This window comes from Paenibacillus cisolokensis (assembly GCF_050481165.1).
GTDB lineage: Bacteria > Bacillota > Bacilli > Paenibacillales > Paenibacillaceae > Paenibacillus_AH > Paenibacillus_AH cisolokensis.
Genome location: NZ_JBCNFP010000056.1, coordinates 1 through 15,429 on the forward strand (window position 1 = coordinate 1; position 15,429 = coordinate 15,429).

Genomic DNA, 15,429 nt, shown 5'->3' on the forward strand with positions numbered 1-15,429 from the left:
GAAAACTTTTCACTGTCCAGAAAATACAGAAATCCCGGCAATATCATCAAATAGACGGCCCTGTTGCGAACGATGCGGCGAATCAATTCGTCATTCATAGCGTGCAACTTCCTTTCGCGGGGCTATAACCGGCTACGGTTTGGACTGCTGATACGATTCCGCCAGCTCCGTCATCATCTGCTCGCCGCCCTGCTTTTTCCACCGTTCGATCTCCTTGGCAAAGCCCGCTTCATCCAGCTGGCCGAGAATGAAATTATAGGTGGCGTCGGTTATCATTTGCTGCAGCTCTATACCTTTCTCGCCCATCGTCGCGGAATCGAGAGCGGCGGCGGGATCGTGGATCAGGATTTCGTTATTGTCGAGCACCAGCTCCTCGGCCTTCGCCTTTACAGGCAGCGGATGGTACGCCTTCAGCATGTCGATGGTGCTTTCACCGCCAATTTGCAAAATTTCGTAAGGCTTCTGCTCGCGGTCGGTCATTTTCGTGTCGCTGTTTTTGACGACCAGCCCGTTCTCCAGCGTATAATGCTTGCCTTCGATGCCCCATTTCACCAGATTGGCCAGCTCGGGAGACATCAGCTGATCGAAGAAGGACAGAATCTGCTTCAGCTCCTCTTCGCTTTTGACGGCGGACTTCGGGAACAGCACGATATTGCCGTAGCCGGGAATCGACCAGACCCCGGCGGCGCCGTCCGGTCCCGCAATCCGGTTTACGACGTCGTATTCCGCGTCCGGATCGATCTCCGCCGTCTTCGCATGCAGGCTCTGCACGTCCGGCATGGAACCGATATAGACCCCCGCCCTGCCCGTAATGATCAGGTTCTGCTGATCGTCCTTGCTTGTAACCGGAAAATCTTTGTTGATCAGCCCTTCGTCGTACAGCCGTTTGAAAAATTTCATCGTTTCCATATAACCGGGATGCACAAATTCCGGTTCCAATCGATCGCCGTCCAAGCTCCAGTTGTTCGGGGTGCCGAAATAGGACGCGACCGTCTTGAAGGCGCCGTATATGAGATCGCTCCGGTCGGTCAGGCCGATCGTGTCGCGCTTGTTGTTTCCGTCCGGATCTTCTTCGGTAAATTTTTTCATCATGTTGTACAGATCGTCGATCGTCTCAGGCTCCGGTATGCCGAGTTTGTCCGCCCAGTCCTTGCGGTAGATGACGCCCTGCCGGGAAAGCGGCCTTTCCTGGTACAGACCGTAAATTTTCCCGTCGACGGCCGTGTTCTTCAGCACGTTCTCATCGAGCCGGGACAGATTCGGATATTCGTTCAGATAGGGGCCGATTTCCCAAAACTGCCCGTTGCGTATCGCGTCGCGGAATATGATATAGGTCGCCTGGTTTTTCATGTAAACGGCCTGGGGCAGCGATCCAGTGGCAAACGAAGCATTCAGCTTCTCTTCGTAGCTTCCGTCCGGCACCCATTGAATGTCGAGCTGCGTGTTCGTCTTCTCTTCCAGCAATTTCTCGATTTCGTCGTGCGGCACCTCCGGCGTATGCAGGTTGGTCATAATCTTGAGCTGGAAAGGTTCCGGCTTTGCCGTCCCTTCACCGATTTCTCCCGCTTCGCCCCGGCTTGCCGTGTCTCCGTTCGAAGACGTTCTCCCGTCATCCGAACCGCATGCGGCGAGCAGAGCGCCGAGAACGAACACGGTACAAAGCCATACGGCCGTTTTTTTCCACATCTTTCTCATCGTTTCATGGGACCTCCTTATCGCTTGGGGATGGTTTTCTCTCCCATCGTAAGCCGCCCCGTGCCGTTACGTATATAATCCGCAGCTCATCACCCGTCCTTGGCAGCCCGGATCGCAGCGGCGCCCGCCCGCGTTGTGAGATCATGATTATGGGCGTTACGCCTGTACAAAAAAAGCTCCATGCCTGCCGCCGGACCGGCGACAGGCATGGAGCCTGCGTTTAGATGTTCTCGTTCAATGATATACGCGGTTTTTCGATTGCAGCAATTCCGCGAAGAAGGCGAGCGCCAACCCTTGCCCCCATCCCTGAATCCGCTTGCGGGATACGTTCTTGTAGCCTTCCGTATCGTGCATGACGGCGGTGCCGGCCGATACGTTCAGCACCGCGCCGTCAGCGGTCACTTGCTTCAGCAGCCCGCCGATCGATTTCTGAATGTACTTGTTGTACAGCGTACCGAACGCGAACAGACTTGCCGCGATGCCGGCCGACGCCGACGTCTCCAAATACGACTCCTTATCGTTCAGCACCGTATGCCACAGCCCTTCGTCCGACTGCAGACGGACGAGCGCGCTCAGCTGGTCGCGCAGCGACCCTTCGATAATCATATAGGACGGATGCTGCACTTCGATTTCCCGCAGCGCCCTGGCCATCGTGAGCGCCGCCCACGCATTGCCTCTCGCCCAATAGACGGCCGACATATGATTTTTCGCGACGTTGTCCCAGCCGTGATAGTACAGATTCGTCACCGGGTCCTGCAGCAGCTCTTCGTGGCCGTGATATTGCTTGAGGCCGAAATCCCGATAATCAGACCGGTCGAGCAGACGGCCCATCCGAAGCAGAAAATAGCCGGCCATCATCATCGTATCGACCCACGCCTGCTCCGGAAACACATCTTTCTCTGAGTTGACCGTATGCTGCAGCACATCATCGCCGAACCGCTCGGCGTCATGGAGCAAATAGTCGGCCATCCGGACGGCGATGTCCAGATACTTGCTGTCCCCGGTCGATTTGTACAGCGTAATCAGGGAATGGCCGATCGACACGCCGTTGACGGACAGCTTCGGCAGCCCGTCTTCCAGCTTCTCGTCCACCCACTGCTGCAGCAGCTCCATATATTGGCCGTTGCCGGTCGCCTCGAACGCTTCGCAAACGCCGTAAAAGGCGACACCTCCCGGCCAGTCCCAACCGAAATCCATCCGGAACGTGCGGTCCACGATCCGGTCGATCGTTTCGCGAATTTCATTTTCGTCATAGACAAGTTGCGGCATCTCCTGTCCCTCCTCCTGTTCATCGGGGATCACTTCAATCCGCTTGTGCTGATCCCTTCTACAATATATTTCTGAAACATGAAGAATACGGCCAATACCGGCAGCAGCGTCACGATCGACATCGCGAACATCGCGCCCCAGTTCGAGATCGTTTCGCTGTCGAGGAACATTTTCAGCCCCATCGACACCGGATACAGGCTCGGACTGTTCAGATAGAGCACCGGTCCGAGCAAATCCTCCCATCGCCAATAGAAGGAGAAGATCGACGCCGTAGCGAGCGCGGGCGCAACGAGCGGGAGAATGATCCGGAAGAAGAGGCGGAACTTCCCGCAGCCGTCGATCGTCGCCGCCTCGTCCAGCTCCGACGGAATCGTGCGGATAAACTGGACGAGCAAAAAAATAAAGAACGGGATGCCGAAATATTGCGGCACGACGATCGGCTTGATCGAATTCAGCCAATCGAGCTTCGAGAAAATGACGTATTGCGGCACGAGCACGACGTCATGCGGCAGCATAAGCGTCACCAGCATCACGCCGAACCAGAACGAGCGGCCCGCGAATTTCAGCCGTGCGAAGCCGAAGGCGATGAACGCCGACGAGAACACGGCGCCGATCGTCGACAGCACGACGATTTCCAGCGAGTTCATCATGAAGTCGGCGAACGTTTGACCGCCGATGCCTTGCCAGCCGATTTTGTAGTTTTCCCATGTCCACGGGTCCGGCAGCAGCCGGTGCGCCGTCGTAAAAATCGTATTGCTCACTTTGAACGAGCTCATCAAGAGCCAAATGACCGGGTACAGCAACAGCAGCGCCAAACCGCCGACAACGAGGTGATAGACAGGCCATTTCAGCGATTTCCCCTTCATCCGTCAGCGCCCTCCCGATTCATAATGGACCCAGAATTTCGACGTTTTGAAGACGAGGGCCGTCAGCACGGCGACGATAATCAGCATAATCCACGCCATCGCCGAAGCGTATCCCATGTTGTTGTAGATGAACGCCTGCCTGAACAGATACAGCGAATACATCAGCGTGCCGTCAAGCGGACCGCCTTCGCCTTTGGAAATAATATAAGCCGGCACGAACGTCATGAAAGCCCCGATCGTCTGCATAATCGTATTGAACAAAATGATCGGACTGAGCAGCGGCAGCGTAATCTTGAAGAAGCGGATAACCGGGCCCGCACCGTCGACGCTGCTCGCCTCGTACATTTCGCCGGGGATGTTCTTGAGACCGGCCAGAAAAATGAGCATCGAAGATCCGAACTGCCAGACCGAAAGCGAGATCAGCATGACGAGCGCCGCGTCGGGATCGCCGAACCAGCGGATGCTGTCGAAGCCGAGCGCGTTCAGCAGCCGGTTGATGATGCCCTCGTCACCGAAAATGTTGCGCCACATAATCGATACGGCCACGCTTCCGCCGATGATGGAAGGCAAATAATAGACGGTACGGTAAACACCGACCGCCTTCGACGCGGTGTTGAGAATCATCGCGACGAACAAGGCGAACGCAAGCCGCAGCGGGACGCCGATGAATACGTACAGAAAAGTGACCCGGAGCGAAGTCCAGAACTTCGGATCTTCCAGAAACATATGCCGGTAATTGTCGAATCCGATCCACGAAGGAGCGGAAAAAAGATCATAGTCCGTAAAAGACAAATAAAGCGACGTGAATACCGGGATCAAAGTAAAGGCAAGAAAGCCGATAATAAACGGTCCGATAAACGTATAACCGGTCAACGTTTGTTTCCATGCGCCGGATTTCATCTATCCATCCACTCCTGTCGGAAAGGGCCGGGCGCGCCGGGAGGCGGACGGCGGCCGGTGGCCGGCCCCGCCGCCATCCCGAATCGCTACTTGTTCTTCCCAAGTACGGCGCTCGCTTCCTCTCTGAATCTCTTGGCTGCCTCTTCGGCCGTAATTTGGCCGAACTGGAGCTGCTCGTTGTAATTTTTCAATGCGGCCATCACTTCGGCCGCCCCGACCGGCGCCGGCGGATCGATCGGCGAGCTGTTCTTCTCGGCCCAGGCGACATACTCGAATACTTGCTGTTGGGCGGGCGTCAGATCGGCTTTGATGCCTTCCTTGACAGCGGCCGAAATCGGAACGCCGCGCTCTCCGAGAATCAGCTTGTGCGCGTCGATGCTGTTCGTCAAAAAGTCGATAAACTTTGCCGCTTCTTCCTTTACTTTCGAGTTTTTGCTGATCGACCAGAACATGCTCGGCTGGAGGTACAGCCCTTTCTCCATGTCCGGCCCCATCATGCGGCCGATTTCAAGCGGCCGGTTCGCAATTTGCTGCAGGGCGACGAATTGGTTAGACCATTGCCAGATGCCGACCGCCTGCTCTTTCACGACCGGATCGTCTTCCGGACCTTTCACTTGCGCCAGCATGTCGGGAGTCGGAACCGCTTTCGCTTTTACAAGCTCGGCCAAACGTCCGAAATATTCGACAAAGAGTGCGTCGTCCTCGTAGCCGAGCGCATTGCCCTCCGCATTGTAAAGCGTTTCGCCGTGCTGACGCAGGAAGTAGCCGAAGAAAATTTCCGCCCGCATGCCGGTGTCGAAATACAGCCCGGCGTCCTTCGCCTTCATCGCCATCTCGACATAGTCGTCCCAGTCATATTGCTCGGGGAACGAGTCGATGCCGGCTTTCTTCAGCAGCGCGGGATCGTAATGGAAGCCGAGCGCATTGACGCCGGCTGTGATGCCGTACAGGCTGTCGCCGATTTTACCCGAATTCAGCACATTTTCGTCGATATCGTCGACCTTGATTTGCACGTTTAGGTAAGGGGTTAAATCTTCCAGCTGGCCCTTGCTGCCATATTGGCTGATATACGAAATATCCATCTGAAATACGTCGGGCAGCCGGTTGGCGGCTGCTTGCGGCGACAGCTTCTTCCAGTAATCGTCGAACGCCGCGTATTCCGGCTCGATCGTCACATGCGGATTCAGCTCCTCATACTTTTCAATGACTTTGAGCGTGTAATCGTGACGCGGCTGCCCGCCCCACCAGGCGACGCGAAGCGTCACATCCTTCGGCCCTCCCGCGCCCCCGCCGTCTCCGGTCACGCCTTCCTGTTCGGACGGCTGTCCGCAGGCGCTAAGGAGAAGCGCGGACGCGGCGAGCGCCGCAAGCGCTTTTGTCGTACGTCTCACGATTTCCAGTCCCCTTTCTGCTATAAAAAGATAACCGCTTACAAGTCGATTATAGAAGGAGCCCAATTGTGACCGGAATCCAAATAACCGCTTTCTTTGTTTAAAAAACAGAGATCGCGTCATGGCGATCTCTTGTATTCGGAAGGCGTGCAGCCGGTATATTTTTTGAACACTTGACTGAAGTATTGGGGGTTGTCCCCGAATCCGAGCATTTCGGCGAGCTCGAACACTTTCACATCGTCCGTTCGTTCCAATATGTCGGTCGCTTTGCGGATTCGCGCTTTCATCACATAATGGGAAAACTTTTCTCCCGTTTCTTTTTTAAACAACTTCCCCAGGTAATCCGCATTCATGTACAAAATTTCGTTGGCTACCCAGTTGAGCGACAGTTCCGGATTTCCGAGATTTTCTTCGATAACGCCGATCATTTTGCCGATAATGGTGGAATGCCTGTTGCGCAGCGCCTTGTAGTTGTCCGACGTAATATTCCGCGCCGTCTCCGTTATGAACGAGCGGAGCGACTGCAGCGTCTGGAGCGAGTCCATCCTGGCGATCGATTGCAGGTAACGGTTCATCTCGCCGGCGTCGCCGCTCTGCCGCGCAATGGCGACGAACAGCGGAATCAGATAAGACTTGGCCATCGCCATATCCATCCGCATATCCGCCAGCGACTCGAACACGGCATCGAGCTCGGCCTCGACGTCGGCCCAGTCGCCGGAGCGTATCATCATGCACAGCCGTTCCTCGTCGATCGTGAAGTTCGCCCGGGTTCCCGCGTCGTCGCGGGCGATATCCCGCTTCGTGATAATGCTGCCTTCACCGAGATAGAAGCGGTAGTTCAGGCATTCCTGCGTTTCCCGGTACATATGGCGGACGCCGGTAATGTCGCCCGCCTCGCTGATCGCGATCGTCGCGTCGATTTTGTACAGCTCGACAAATTTGCGCTTCACCGAAACGATTTGCGCAAACAGCTTTTCCGGTACGGGCGGTTCCTTCACCAGCAGCAGGACATGCTTGCCGATCGTCGTGCTAAGCAGCAGCACGTCGTGCCCGAGCTCATATTCCGCAATGTTTTTGAAAGCGAAGAGATGCTCGTAGTCGTACATCCCTTCCAGTTGAATGAGCAGAAGACGCACCTGCTGGATTTCGATCGGCATGCCGAACAGCTGACCGTAATCGTCCCAATCGCTTCGCCGGTACGTTTTGTTCGTGACGAGCTCCTTCAGAAACTGCTCTTTCGCGTGCGGCAGCACTTTCATCAATTCCGTCTCCATATTGCGCAAAAATTGTTCGCGGCTCCGGCGTCTGTCCAGCTCTTCCCTCACTTCGTCGAGCGCCTGCCCGATCACCGCCTCGTTGCACGGCTTCAGCAAATAATGCTTCACCCCATAGCTCATCGCGCGTCTCGCGTAATCGAACTCATCGAAGCCCGACAGCATGATGAAGGCGATATCGGGATATTGCTCCGCCGCTTTCTCCACCAGCTGCAGGCCGTCCATCCCGGGCATGCGGATATCCGTAATGACGATGTCGGGTTTGTCCGCCTCGATCATGAGCAGCGCTTCCACGCCGTTGCGCGCCGTGCCCGCAAGCGCCGTCCCGTGCAACCGCCAATCGACGATATGGGAAATGCCGTCCAAAATGATGCGTTCGTCGTCGACGAGCAAAACGTTGTACATGTCACGATCCCTCCTTCTTGTACGGGAAACGGAGATGGACCCGCGTGCCGCTTCCCCGCTCGCTCTCCACCGTTAATCCGTACCGTTCGCCAAAGAGCAGCCTGATCCGCTCGTCGATATTCGCAATGCCGAGTCCCGATCCTTTCGGTTTCACTTCGCCGGCCTTCAGCCGGGCAAGGTATGAGCCGTCCATGCCGGGACCGTCATCTTCCACCGATACAAGCACATCGCTTCCGTCCAGCCGGGCGGAGACCCGAATGACGCAAGTGCCGATCATTTGCTCGACGCCGTAATGCACCGCGTTCTCGACGAGCGGCTGGATCGACAGCTTCGGAATTTGCGCGTCGGTCAGCGCTTCCGGCACGTCCAGCCGAAAATCCAGCCGTTCCTCGAACCGGATTTGCTGGATCGTAACGTAATGGGAGACGATGTCCAGCTCATGCCGCAGCGAAATGAGCGGCTCCTTCAGGCTGATCGAGCTGCGCAGCAAAAAGCCGAGCGATTCCACCATTTGCGAAATTTGGCGCTGGCCGTTCATTTTGGCCGACCAGTTGATCGAATCGAGCGTGTTGTACAGAAAATGCGGATTGATCTGCGCCTGCAGCGCCTTGAATTGCGTCTCCCGGATCATCAGCTGCTTGACGTAGTTTTCGTTCACCAGCTCGCGAATCCGCTCCACCATCATCCGGAAATTCCGGTGCATCTGTCCCGCCTCGTCCATCGCGATCATCTCGTCGCCATCGTCCATATCCTGCGCCTCGAAGCCGGCGAGCTGAACCCGCTTCATCTTTGCGTTCAGCCGTTCGATCGGCCCGGTAATCGACCGGACGAACCGCATGGCGATGAACGCCGTCACGATGAAGACGAGAACGAACACAAAGACGACCAGCTTGCGCAAGTCCATAATGCGCTTAAATATATGGTCGTACGGAATGAGCGTCATATAATGCCAGTCCATATGCGCCGATTTGACATAGGTTACAAAATAACGCCGGCCGTCGACGTCGGTTATCCGGTAGCCCCGACCGTTGCCGGGAGCGGGGCCGAGTTCGGACGGATCGTGCAGCGGCTCTTCGGGATAAACGAGACGGCCGTCGTCGCCCCATATCAGAAACTGCGATTGGCGGGTATCCATTCCTTGGGCATAATTTCGAAAAAGCGCTTTCATATCTACGCGAACCGCGAGGTATCCGAGCAAATCCAGGCTCAAATTGACGGCAGAGCGCACTTCGCGTCCGGCCGCCAGGGCGAAATCGGACGGATCGGGCGGAACCCAGGCCACCCCGCCCTGCTGCATCACCGCTTTTTCGCGAATTTCGCGCATTCTTGCATCCGTCAAAGCTTCCCGTTTGGAGCCGACGGCATATTCCTGGCCGTTCACATCGTACAGATGGAGCGACAGCACATACTTCTCCAGGGCGCCGAGCGTCACGAGCCGCTCCGTCGTCATCGTCGTGATGACGTAGCGCTCGTATTCGGCCGCGCCGTCCCGGATCGCGGACAGATTTTTCTGGATGAGCGGATCGACGACGACGTTGTACGACATTTCCTCGATCCGCTTCAGCTCGTTCTCGATGCCGAACGACGTCAGGCTGAGCGCCTTTGCGGACTGCTGATAGATTTCATCCTCGTACACCCGAAGGGCGTACTGCAAAAGCAGCAGCGAAAGCATGCCGACGGCCGTGACGACGGACGACACGAGCAGAAACATTTTGTGCTTGATCCGCATGTTCGGCAAAACCGATTTGAAGACGGGCAAACGCGCTCTCCTCCCCGCTCATGCTTGTCAGAGCTTTCTGGCCAGATGCAGCGTCACTTCGTCGCGGTTGTGAAACAGCTGCTTGGCCCGCAGCACCCGATAGGCTTGCGACAGTCTGGCCGTCGTTTCGCGAATCGTCTGGAACGGCTTGCGGTGCATCAGCTTCACCGTCACGATCGCCGTCGCCCCTTCCGCCAGCGCATCGGCGAGATTGAGCACCAGCTTGCTCATGAGCGCGGGACTCCAGCTCATGTCGCAGACAAGCAAATCGAAGGTGCCCGGCGCATAACGGACCTCTGAAGCGTTTTTGCGTTCGTAGACGAGACGTTCGTGCTTCAAGAGCGACGGATGAAGTTCGGCCGGATCGACGGCCGTCACCGAAAGGCCGCGCTCCAGCAGCAGCGACGTCCATCCGCCCGGAGCGGCGCCGATGTCGAGCGCCCGCCGGAACGAAGCATAGTCGAGTCCGAAGACGCGTTCCGCTTCGAGCAGCTTGAACTTCGCGCGGGAGATTTGTCCCTCTTCGCGCTGAAAGCGGATGGCGCCGCCCGGCCAGTCGGAAAGCATTTCGCGCGCGGTGCCGATGCCGGCGTACAGCCCCGCCGTGCCGGCGTAGACGGCGAACAGCAAATCCGCATTCCGCACCTGCGGGATGGCGCCGGTCTCTTCGAGCGCCGCGTCGATCGCTTCTTTGGAATCGATCGCGGCGTACGGGTACGGCGTCCCCGGCATTTTGCGGATATGCGCCGCGACAGTGCGGCCGGCAAGCCTCGGGGCTTCGGCTCTGACGAGCTCCCCGAGCGCGGCCAGATCTTCGGCATTCCCGCGAACCGGAAGCGTGAATTCGACAGGCTGCATATGGCGGAGGAAAATGGGCGGCTGTTCTTCAAGCTCCCGCGTCACCTCGTCCCGCTTCCGGGGCAGCTCGGCCAGAAACGTCTCGCCCGGCGCCAGCGGCTCGAACGAAGCGCCGGGAAACATACGCCGCAGCTCTTCCATCGCGTAAGGCGAGTAGCCCTGGTTGGCCGTACCGATCCAGCGCGTCACCTTCGCACTTCCTCCCCGGACGGCACTTTCAGCCACGGCCGGCCGTACGCCCATTCCACCTCGACCGGCAGTTCGTATGCGGCGGCGAGCCGCTCGGGAGTCAATACGTCTTGCTTCGGGCCGGCAGCGATCAATGATCCGTTATGAATAAGTGCGACATGGGTGAATACCGGCACGATCTCTTCCATATGATGCGTGACGTATACGAGCGTCATGTTCCGGCTGCCGAGGCGGTCCAGCTGCGCGAGCAGCTTCTCGCGCTCGAACAGGTCGAGACCGGCGCACGGTTCGTCCATAATAAGCAAAGCCGGGTCGGCCATCAGCGCGCGCGCCAGAAGCGCTTTTTTGCGCTCGCCCTGCGACAGCGTTCCGAACGGCTGCTCCGCCATCTCTCCCAATCCGACCTCCCCGAGCAGGGAGCAAGCCTTGTCCTTCAATTCGGACGGAATGTCCTGATAAAACCGGAGAAACGCGTATTCGCCGGTCGCGACCACTTCCCATACCGGGTCGGCCAGCGTCAACTTCTCGATAAGCGATTGGCTGATATAACCGATCCGCTTGCGCACTTCCCGGACGTCGCATTGGCCGTACCGGTATCCGAGCACCTCGACCGTGCCGGAAGTCGGAAACATATATCCGGTCATCATTTCGAGCAGCGTCGTCTTTCCCGATCCGTTGCGACCGAGAATGACCCAGTGCTCGTCCTTTCCGATATGCAGATCGACGCCGTTCAATATGACGCGGTTTTCGCGCCGGAGCGTCAGACCGCTCATCCTGATCATTCATTCATCCCTCGATTCCATTGTCATATTGCCATCTCGTCCGTGTAGGCCGGCCGCAAGAGACGGCGGCATCGGACCGTAATGAAGCCGGGTCGTGTCGGGAACGTGCCCGGCGAGCAGATGATACATTTGCCGGCGTCCCGATTCGCTCGACGTATGCAGGTAAATTTCCCGGGGATAACGCCCGGTTTCCACCATATGGCGCGCGACGTCGAGCCCGGTGGGACGCCCCCAGCCGAGATCGTAATCGAGCGACAAAATGCCGATCGGTCCGTCGTCGATCAGCATGATGCATTCTTCGGCGCTTCTCGCCAATACGAACCCTTTCGGACAGCTTCGATAATCGTCCAGAAAAACGTGAATCATCGTTCTCCTCCCCATTGGGCGAGCAGGGCGAGCTGGCTGCGGTGCGTGCCGTCCGCATCCGGCGGCGTCTCCAAAATAAACGGGACGCCGCGGAGTACCGGCAACGTGAACAGCCAGCGTAGTCCGGCTTCGCCGATATGGCCTTTCCCAAGCGGCGCATGCCGGTCCCGGCGGGAACCGCCCGGATAAGCCGAGTCGTTCATGTGAACCGCCTCGATCAGACGCCATATCCCGAGCTTGTCCGCCTTTTCCGCCCATTCTCCGTCCGGCTCCCCGTTCCACATGCCGCTGGCGAACAGATGGCAGCTGTCAAGGCAATAGCCGATTTGCTCCGGGTTCCGGCACAGCTCGCGGATGCGCGCCAGCTCCTCGAACGTCGTGCCCATAAACGCGTGGTCGCCCGCCTGATTTTCCAGCAGCAGCTTCGCCCGCCCCGTCCACCGGGATGTGACGCGATCAATGCATTCGATAATGTTCCGGTACCCTTGCAGCGGATCGGCTCCTTTGTAAATGCCGAAATGGATGACAATGCCGACGGAGCCGCAGCTGTCCGCAATATCCAGATCGTTCAGCAGCGACAGTACGGTGCGTTCGCGCTGTCTCTCGTCATCAGCCGCCAAATTGGTCGGATACGGCGTATGGGCGACGGATACGGTACCGCTCTCCATGCATAACTCCGCGCAGCGGCGGGCGTCCTGCCGATCGAACGTCTTGATCGCCAGGCTGCGGGGGTTTTTCGGGAAATACTGAAACGCTTTCGTCCCCAGAGCGGCAGCGGCGCGCGCGGCGGCCGCATAGCCGCCGCGAATGCTCAGATGACAGCCGAATCGCATGGCCGCTTACCTGTCCTTCTGGCAGGACGGGCAGTAAAATACTTTTCGCGACGACAGCTGCTCCTGCACGATCGTTCCGCCGCAGCGGAAGCAAGGCTCGCCGGGACGGTCGTAAACCTTGCAGCGGTCGTTGAATCCGCCCGTCAGACTGTCGCCGGCAAACAACGGCTGCTCCATATAGCCGCCGGCTTCCACCGCCTCGCGCAGCACGCTGCGCATCGCGGCGTACAGCCGGTTCCAGGAGTCGGGCGCAAGCTCCGGGATGCGCGCGTCGGGTCTTACGGAAGCGGCAAAGGCAATTTCATCGGCATAGCAGTTGCCGATTCCCGACAGTACGGTTTGATCGACCAGCGCCGCCTTGAGCGTTCCGCGTCTGCCTTTGAACCGTTCGCGGAACCGCTCCTCGGCAAGCCGCTTGTCGAACGGATCGGGTCCGAGATTCGCCAGCCGCTCATCCGCTTCTTTGGCCGTCAGCAAATGCAAATAACCGAGCCGCAAGCCGATGAAATACAGCTCGCTGCCGTCCGCGAAACGGAGCGTGACCTGAACCGTCCGATCCGGACGGTCCGCTTCCGTACCGTAATGCATCCATCCGCCGAGCATCAAATGGAGCAAAAGCCTTTTGCCGTTGTCCAGATGAAACAGCAAATGTTTGCCCCTTCGTTCGATATACCAGATCGTCCGTCCGGTCAGTTCCCGGTCGAACAGGTGGGCCGGAACGTTGATGGACTTTTCTCTCGTGACTTCCGCACCGGCAATCCGCTTTCCGGCGATTTTTTCTCCTAGCAGCTTTCGGTAAGTTTCCATTTCGGGCAGTTCCGGCATTGCTTCCTCTTCCTTCCTGTCATATCCGCTTGCTTCTCTTATCTCCGAATAAAAGCTGAAATATACGAGCGAAGCTCGTGCAAATCGCCGCAGACGGCGTCGGGCCTGCAGCCTGCCTGCCCGGCGTACGCTTCGAAGTTGTCTGCCGTCGTCAGCCCCGTCAACACGAGCACGGTTCCGCAGCCGGCAGCCTTGCCTGCGGCGATATCCGTCGCCAGGTTGTCGCCGATGACCCATGCGTCTTCAGCCGCCAGTCCGAGGTCACGCAGCGCGTAATCCATCAGGATCGCCGACGGCTTGCCGATCAGCACCGGCTCCTGCCCGCTTGCCGCGCGCAGCATCGCGCCGATCGAGCCGGCTCCCGGCAGCAAGCCGTCATCGGAAGGCAGCAGCAAATCAGGGTTGGTCAATATATACCGCGCTCCCGCAAAAATATGGCGAACGGCAGCGGCGATCCGATCGTATGTCAGCTTGCGGTCGATGCCCTGCAGCACATAGTCGGGGTCCCGTTCCGTCAGGACCAGACCCGCTTCTTCGGCCGCTTCCCGCAACCCGTCCTCGCCGATGACGAACACCCGCGCGCCGGGGCGCTCTTCCGCAATATACCGGGCGGCGGCCTGAGCGGACGTGCATACGTCCCGCGCCTGCGCCGCAATTCCCATCGCCTCGAGCCGGCGGGCGACGACGTCAGGCGATGCCGACGAATTGTTCGTCACGAAACGGAACGGCAGTTCCGCCTTCCGCAGATCGGCGATGAACGCATCCGCGCCGTCGATCCGCCGTGCTCCATGGTAAAGCGTGCCGTCCAGATCGATCAGCAGCCCTTTCGGCGGTGCGTCCGGCTTCTTCACGTCCGTTCTCCTCCGGTCTCCGCCGCGTCGTTCCGCTTCGAGGCGGCCAATATTCGCTCGATCCAGTATTCGACCGTCACCCCGTCGCGAATATGCGGCGCCAGATCGGGCCAGCGGTCCTCTCCGGCAAGCCGCAGCAGGAAGTGATGCAGGGCGGCAAAATGGGCGTCGACCGCAATGCCCATCGTCGCCTTCTCGCCGGGCAGCAGCTCGAGCGCATCGGGCTGCGGCGGCGCGGCGCTTCCGCCCTTCAACAGATGGATGTCCGGAACCGTCTGCCGCTCCAGATCGCATGTCAGGCTTCCCCTCGTCCCGACAACCCGGATTTCATAAGCGTCGGAGCCGAGAGCAATGCGCGACACTTCAAGCGCGCCGCTCACTCCCGATGCCGTTTCGTAATGCATCATCGCCCAGTCATCCACATCGACGGCGACGCGCCGGTCGGAGCCGGCCTCTGCCGCCCGCTCCTTGACATACGTTCGGGCGATGCCGGAAACGTCCGACAGCTCGCCGAACCAGTGACGGATGAGATCAAGCACATGAACGCCGAGATCGCTGATCGCGCCGCCCCCGGACAAACCGCTTTGCACCCGCCAACTGACGGGACGCTCGGGATCGAGGTAGCCCGAACGGCGATACGATATGTTGCACTGCAGCGGCTCGCCGATCACGCCGGCCCGCACCCATTCCCGGATGCGCATAACCGCCGGATGGTAACGAAACGTAAAGGCAAGCTGTTCGGCCGGATTCGCCTTCTCGATTTCCTCCAGCAGCCGGCGGGAACGGTCGTAGCGATCGGTCACCGGCTTTTCGCAATAGATGCTTTTTCCCCCGCCAAGGGCGGACATCACATCGTCGTAATGGACGGCGTTCGGCGTGCAAATATCGAATACGTCGACCCGCCCGTCGCCGGCCGCTTCCGCGGCGGACGATACCGTACGGCGGAAGCCTATCGCCTCCGCCTGCAGCCGGTGCCGGTCGGGGTTCCGGGTAACAAGCGTATCCAGTACCGGAAGCGCCGGCAAACGTTTGACGACAGGAAGCGCGCGCAGCGCCGTAATATGCGTCTTCGCGATGTTTCCGAAGCCTAACACAGCAAAATGAATGGATTTCAAACGGATTCCTCCTAAAACTTTTCGCAGAAAAGTCGCTTTTGTAAGTATAGG

Annotated in this window: 14 protein-coding genes; all 14 read right to left on the reverse strand. The window is 58.4% G+C overall.

Annotated features, from left to right (window positions below):
- Positions 1–132 precede the first annotated feature (132 nt).
- On the reverse strand, positions 133–1,686 hold the full coding sequence (locus ABEV74_RS09470; protein WP_430145549.1) for an extracellular solute-binding protein: 1,554 nt from the start codon (positions 1,684–1,686) through the stop codon (positions 133–135).
- 243 nt (positions 1,687–1,929) lie between these two features.
- Positions 1,930–2,964: a glycoside hydrolase family 88/105 protein gene (locus ABEV74_RS09475; protein WP_430145458.1), complete on the reverse strand. Its 1,035-nt coding sequence runs from the start codon at positions 2,962–2,964 to the stop codon at positions 1,930–1,932.
- A 29-nt stretch (positions 2,965–2,993) separates the two neighbouring features.
- Positions 2,994–3,830: a carbohydrate ABC transporter permease gene (locus tag ABEV74_RS09480; protein WP_430145461.1), complete on the reverse strand. Its 837-nt coding sequence runs from the start codon at positions 3,828–3,830 to the stop codon at positions 2,994–2,996.
- A 3-nt stretch (positions 3,831–3,833) separates the two neighbouring features.
- Positions 3,834–4,730 (reverse strand): carbohydrate ABC transporter permease, encoded by an 897-nt coding sequence (locus tag ABEV74_RS09485; RefSeq protein ID WP_430145463.1) that lies wholly within the window; start codon positions 4,728–4,730, stop codon positions 3,834–3,836.
- Between the two features lie 86 nt (positions 4,731–4,816).
- Positions 4,817–6,124 carry an ABC transporter substrate-binding protein gene (locus ABEV74_RS09490; RefSeq protein WP_430145551.1) on the reverse strand — a complete coding sequence of 436 codons (1,308 nt, stop codon included), beginning with the start codon at positions 6,122–6,124 and terminating at the stop codon, positions 4,817–4,819.
- Positions 6,125–6,240: 116 nt separating this feature from the next.
- A complete protein-coding gene (locus ABEV74_RS09495; RefSeq protein ID WP_430145466.1) occupies positions 6,241–7,800 on the reverse strand; it encodes a response regulator transcription factor in 1,560 nt (519 codons plus the stop codon).
- Position 7,801: 1 nt separating this feature from the next.
- Entirely contained in the window at positions 7,802–9,559 is a 1,758-nt protein-coding gene (locus tag ABEV74_RS09500) for a cache domain-containing sensor histidine kinase (RefSeq protein ID WP_430145469.1), read from the reverse strand.
- Between the two features lie 27 nt (positions 9,560–9,586).
- Positions 9,587–10,606 carry a 23S rRNA (cytidine(2498)-2'-O)-methyltransferase RlmM gene (locus ABEV74_RS09505; RefSeq protein ID WP_430145471.1) on the reverse strand — a complete coding sequence of 340 codons (1,020 nt, stop codon included), beginning with the start codon at positions 10,604–10,606 and terminating at the stop codon, positions 9,587–9,589.
- Entirely contained in the window at positions 10,603–11,388 is a 786-nt protein-coding gene (locus ABEV74_RS09510) for an ABC transporter ATP-binding protein (protein WP_062492917.1), read from the reverse strand. The genes ABEV74_RS09505 and ABEV74_RS09510 overlap by 4 nt, the downstream gene beginning before the upstream one ends.
- Positions 11,389–11,754 carry a cyclic-phosphate processing receiver domain-containing protein gene (locus ABEV74_RS09515; protein WP_213528480.1) on the reverse strand — a complete coding sequence of 122 codons (366 nt, stop codon included), beginning with the start codon at positions 11,752–11,754 and terminating at the stop codon, positions 11,389–11,391. It abuts the gene before it with no gap.
- Positions 11,751–12,587 (reverse strand): deoxyribonuclease IV, encoded by an 837-nt coding sequence (locus tag ABEV74_RS09520; protein WP_430145474.1) that lies wholly within the window; start codon positions 12,585–12,587, stop codon positions 11,751–11,753. The genes ABEV74_RS09515 and ABEV74_RS09520 overlap by 4 nt, the downstream gene beginning before the upstream one ends.
- 6 nt (positions 12,588–12,593) lie before the next feature.
- Positions 12,594–13,412 (reverse strand): bifunctional DNA-formamidopyrimidine glycosylase/DNA-(apurinic or apyrimidinic site) lyase, encoded by an 819-nt coding sequence (gene mutM / locus ABEV74_RS09525; protein WP_430145476.1) that lies wholly within the window; start codon positions 13,410–13,412, stop codon positions 12,594–12,596.
- Positions 13,413–13,450: 38 nt separating this feature from the next.
- Positions 13,451–14,263, reverse strand: coding sequence for a TIGR01457 family HAD-type hydrolase (locus ABEV74_RS09530; protein WP_430145479.1), 813 nt, complete (start codon positions 14,261–14,263; stop codon positions 13,451–13,453).
- Entirely contained in the window at positions 14,260–15,378 is a 1,119-nt protein-coding gene (locus tag ABEV74_RS09535) for a Gfo/Idh/MocA family protein (RefSeq protein WP_430145482.1), read from the reverse strand. Before ABEV74_RS09535 ends, ABEV74_RS09530 begins: the two co-directional genes overlap by 4 nt.
- Positions 15,379–15,429 lie beyond the last annotated feature (51 nt).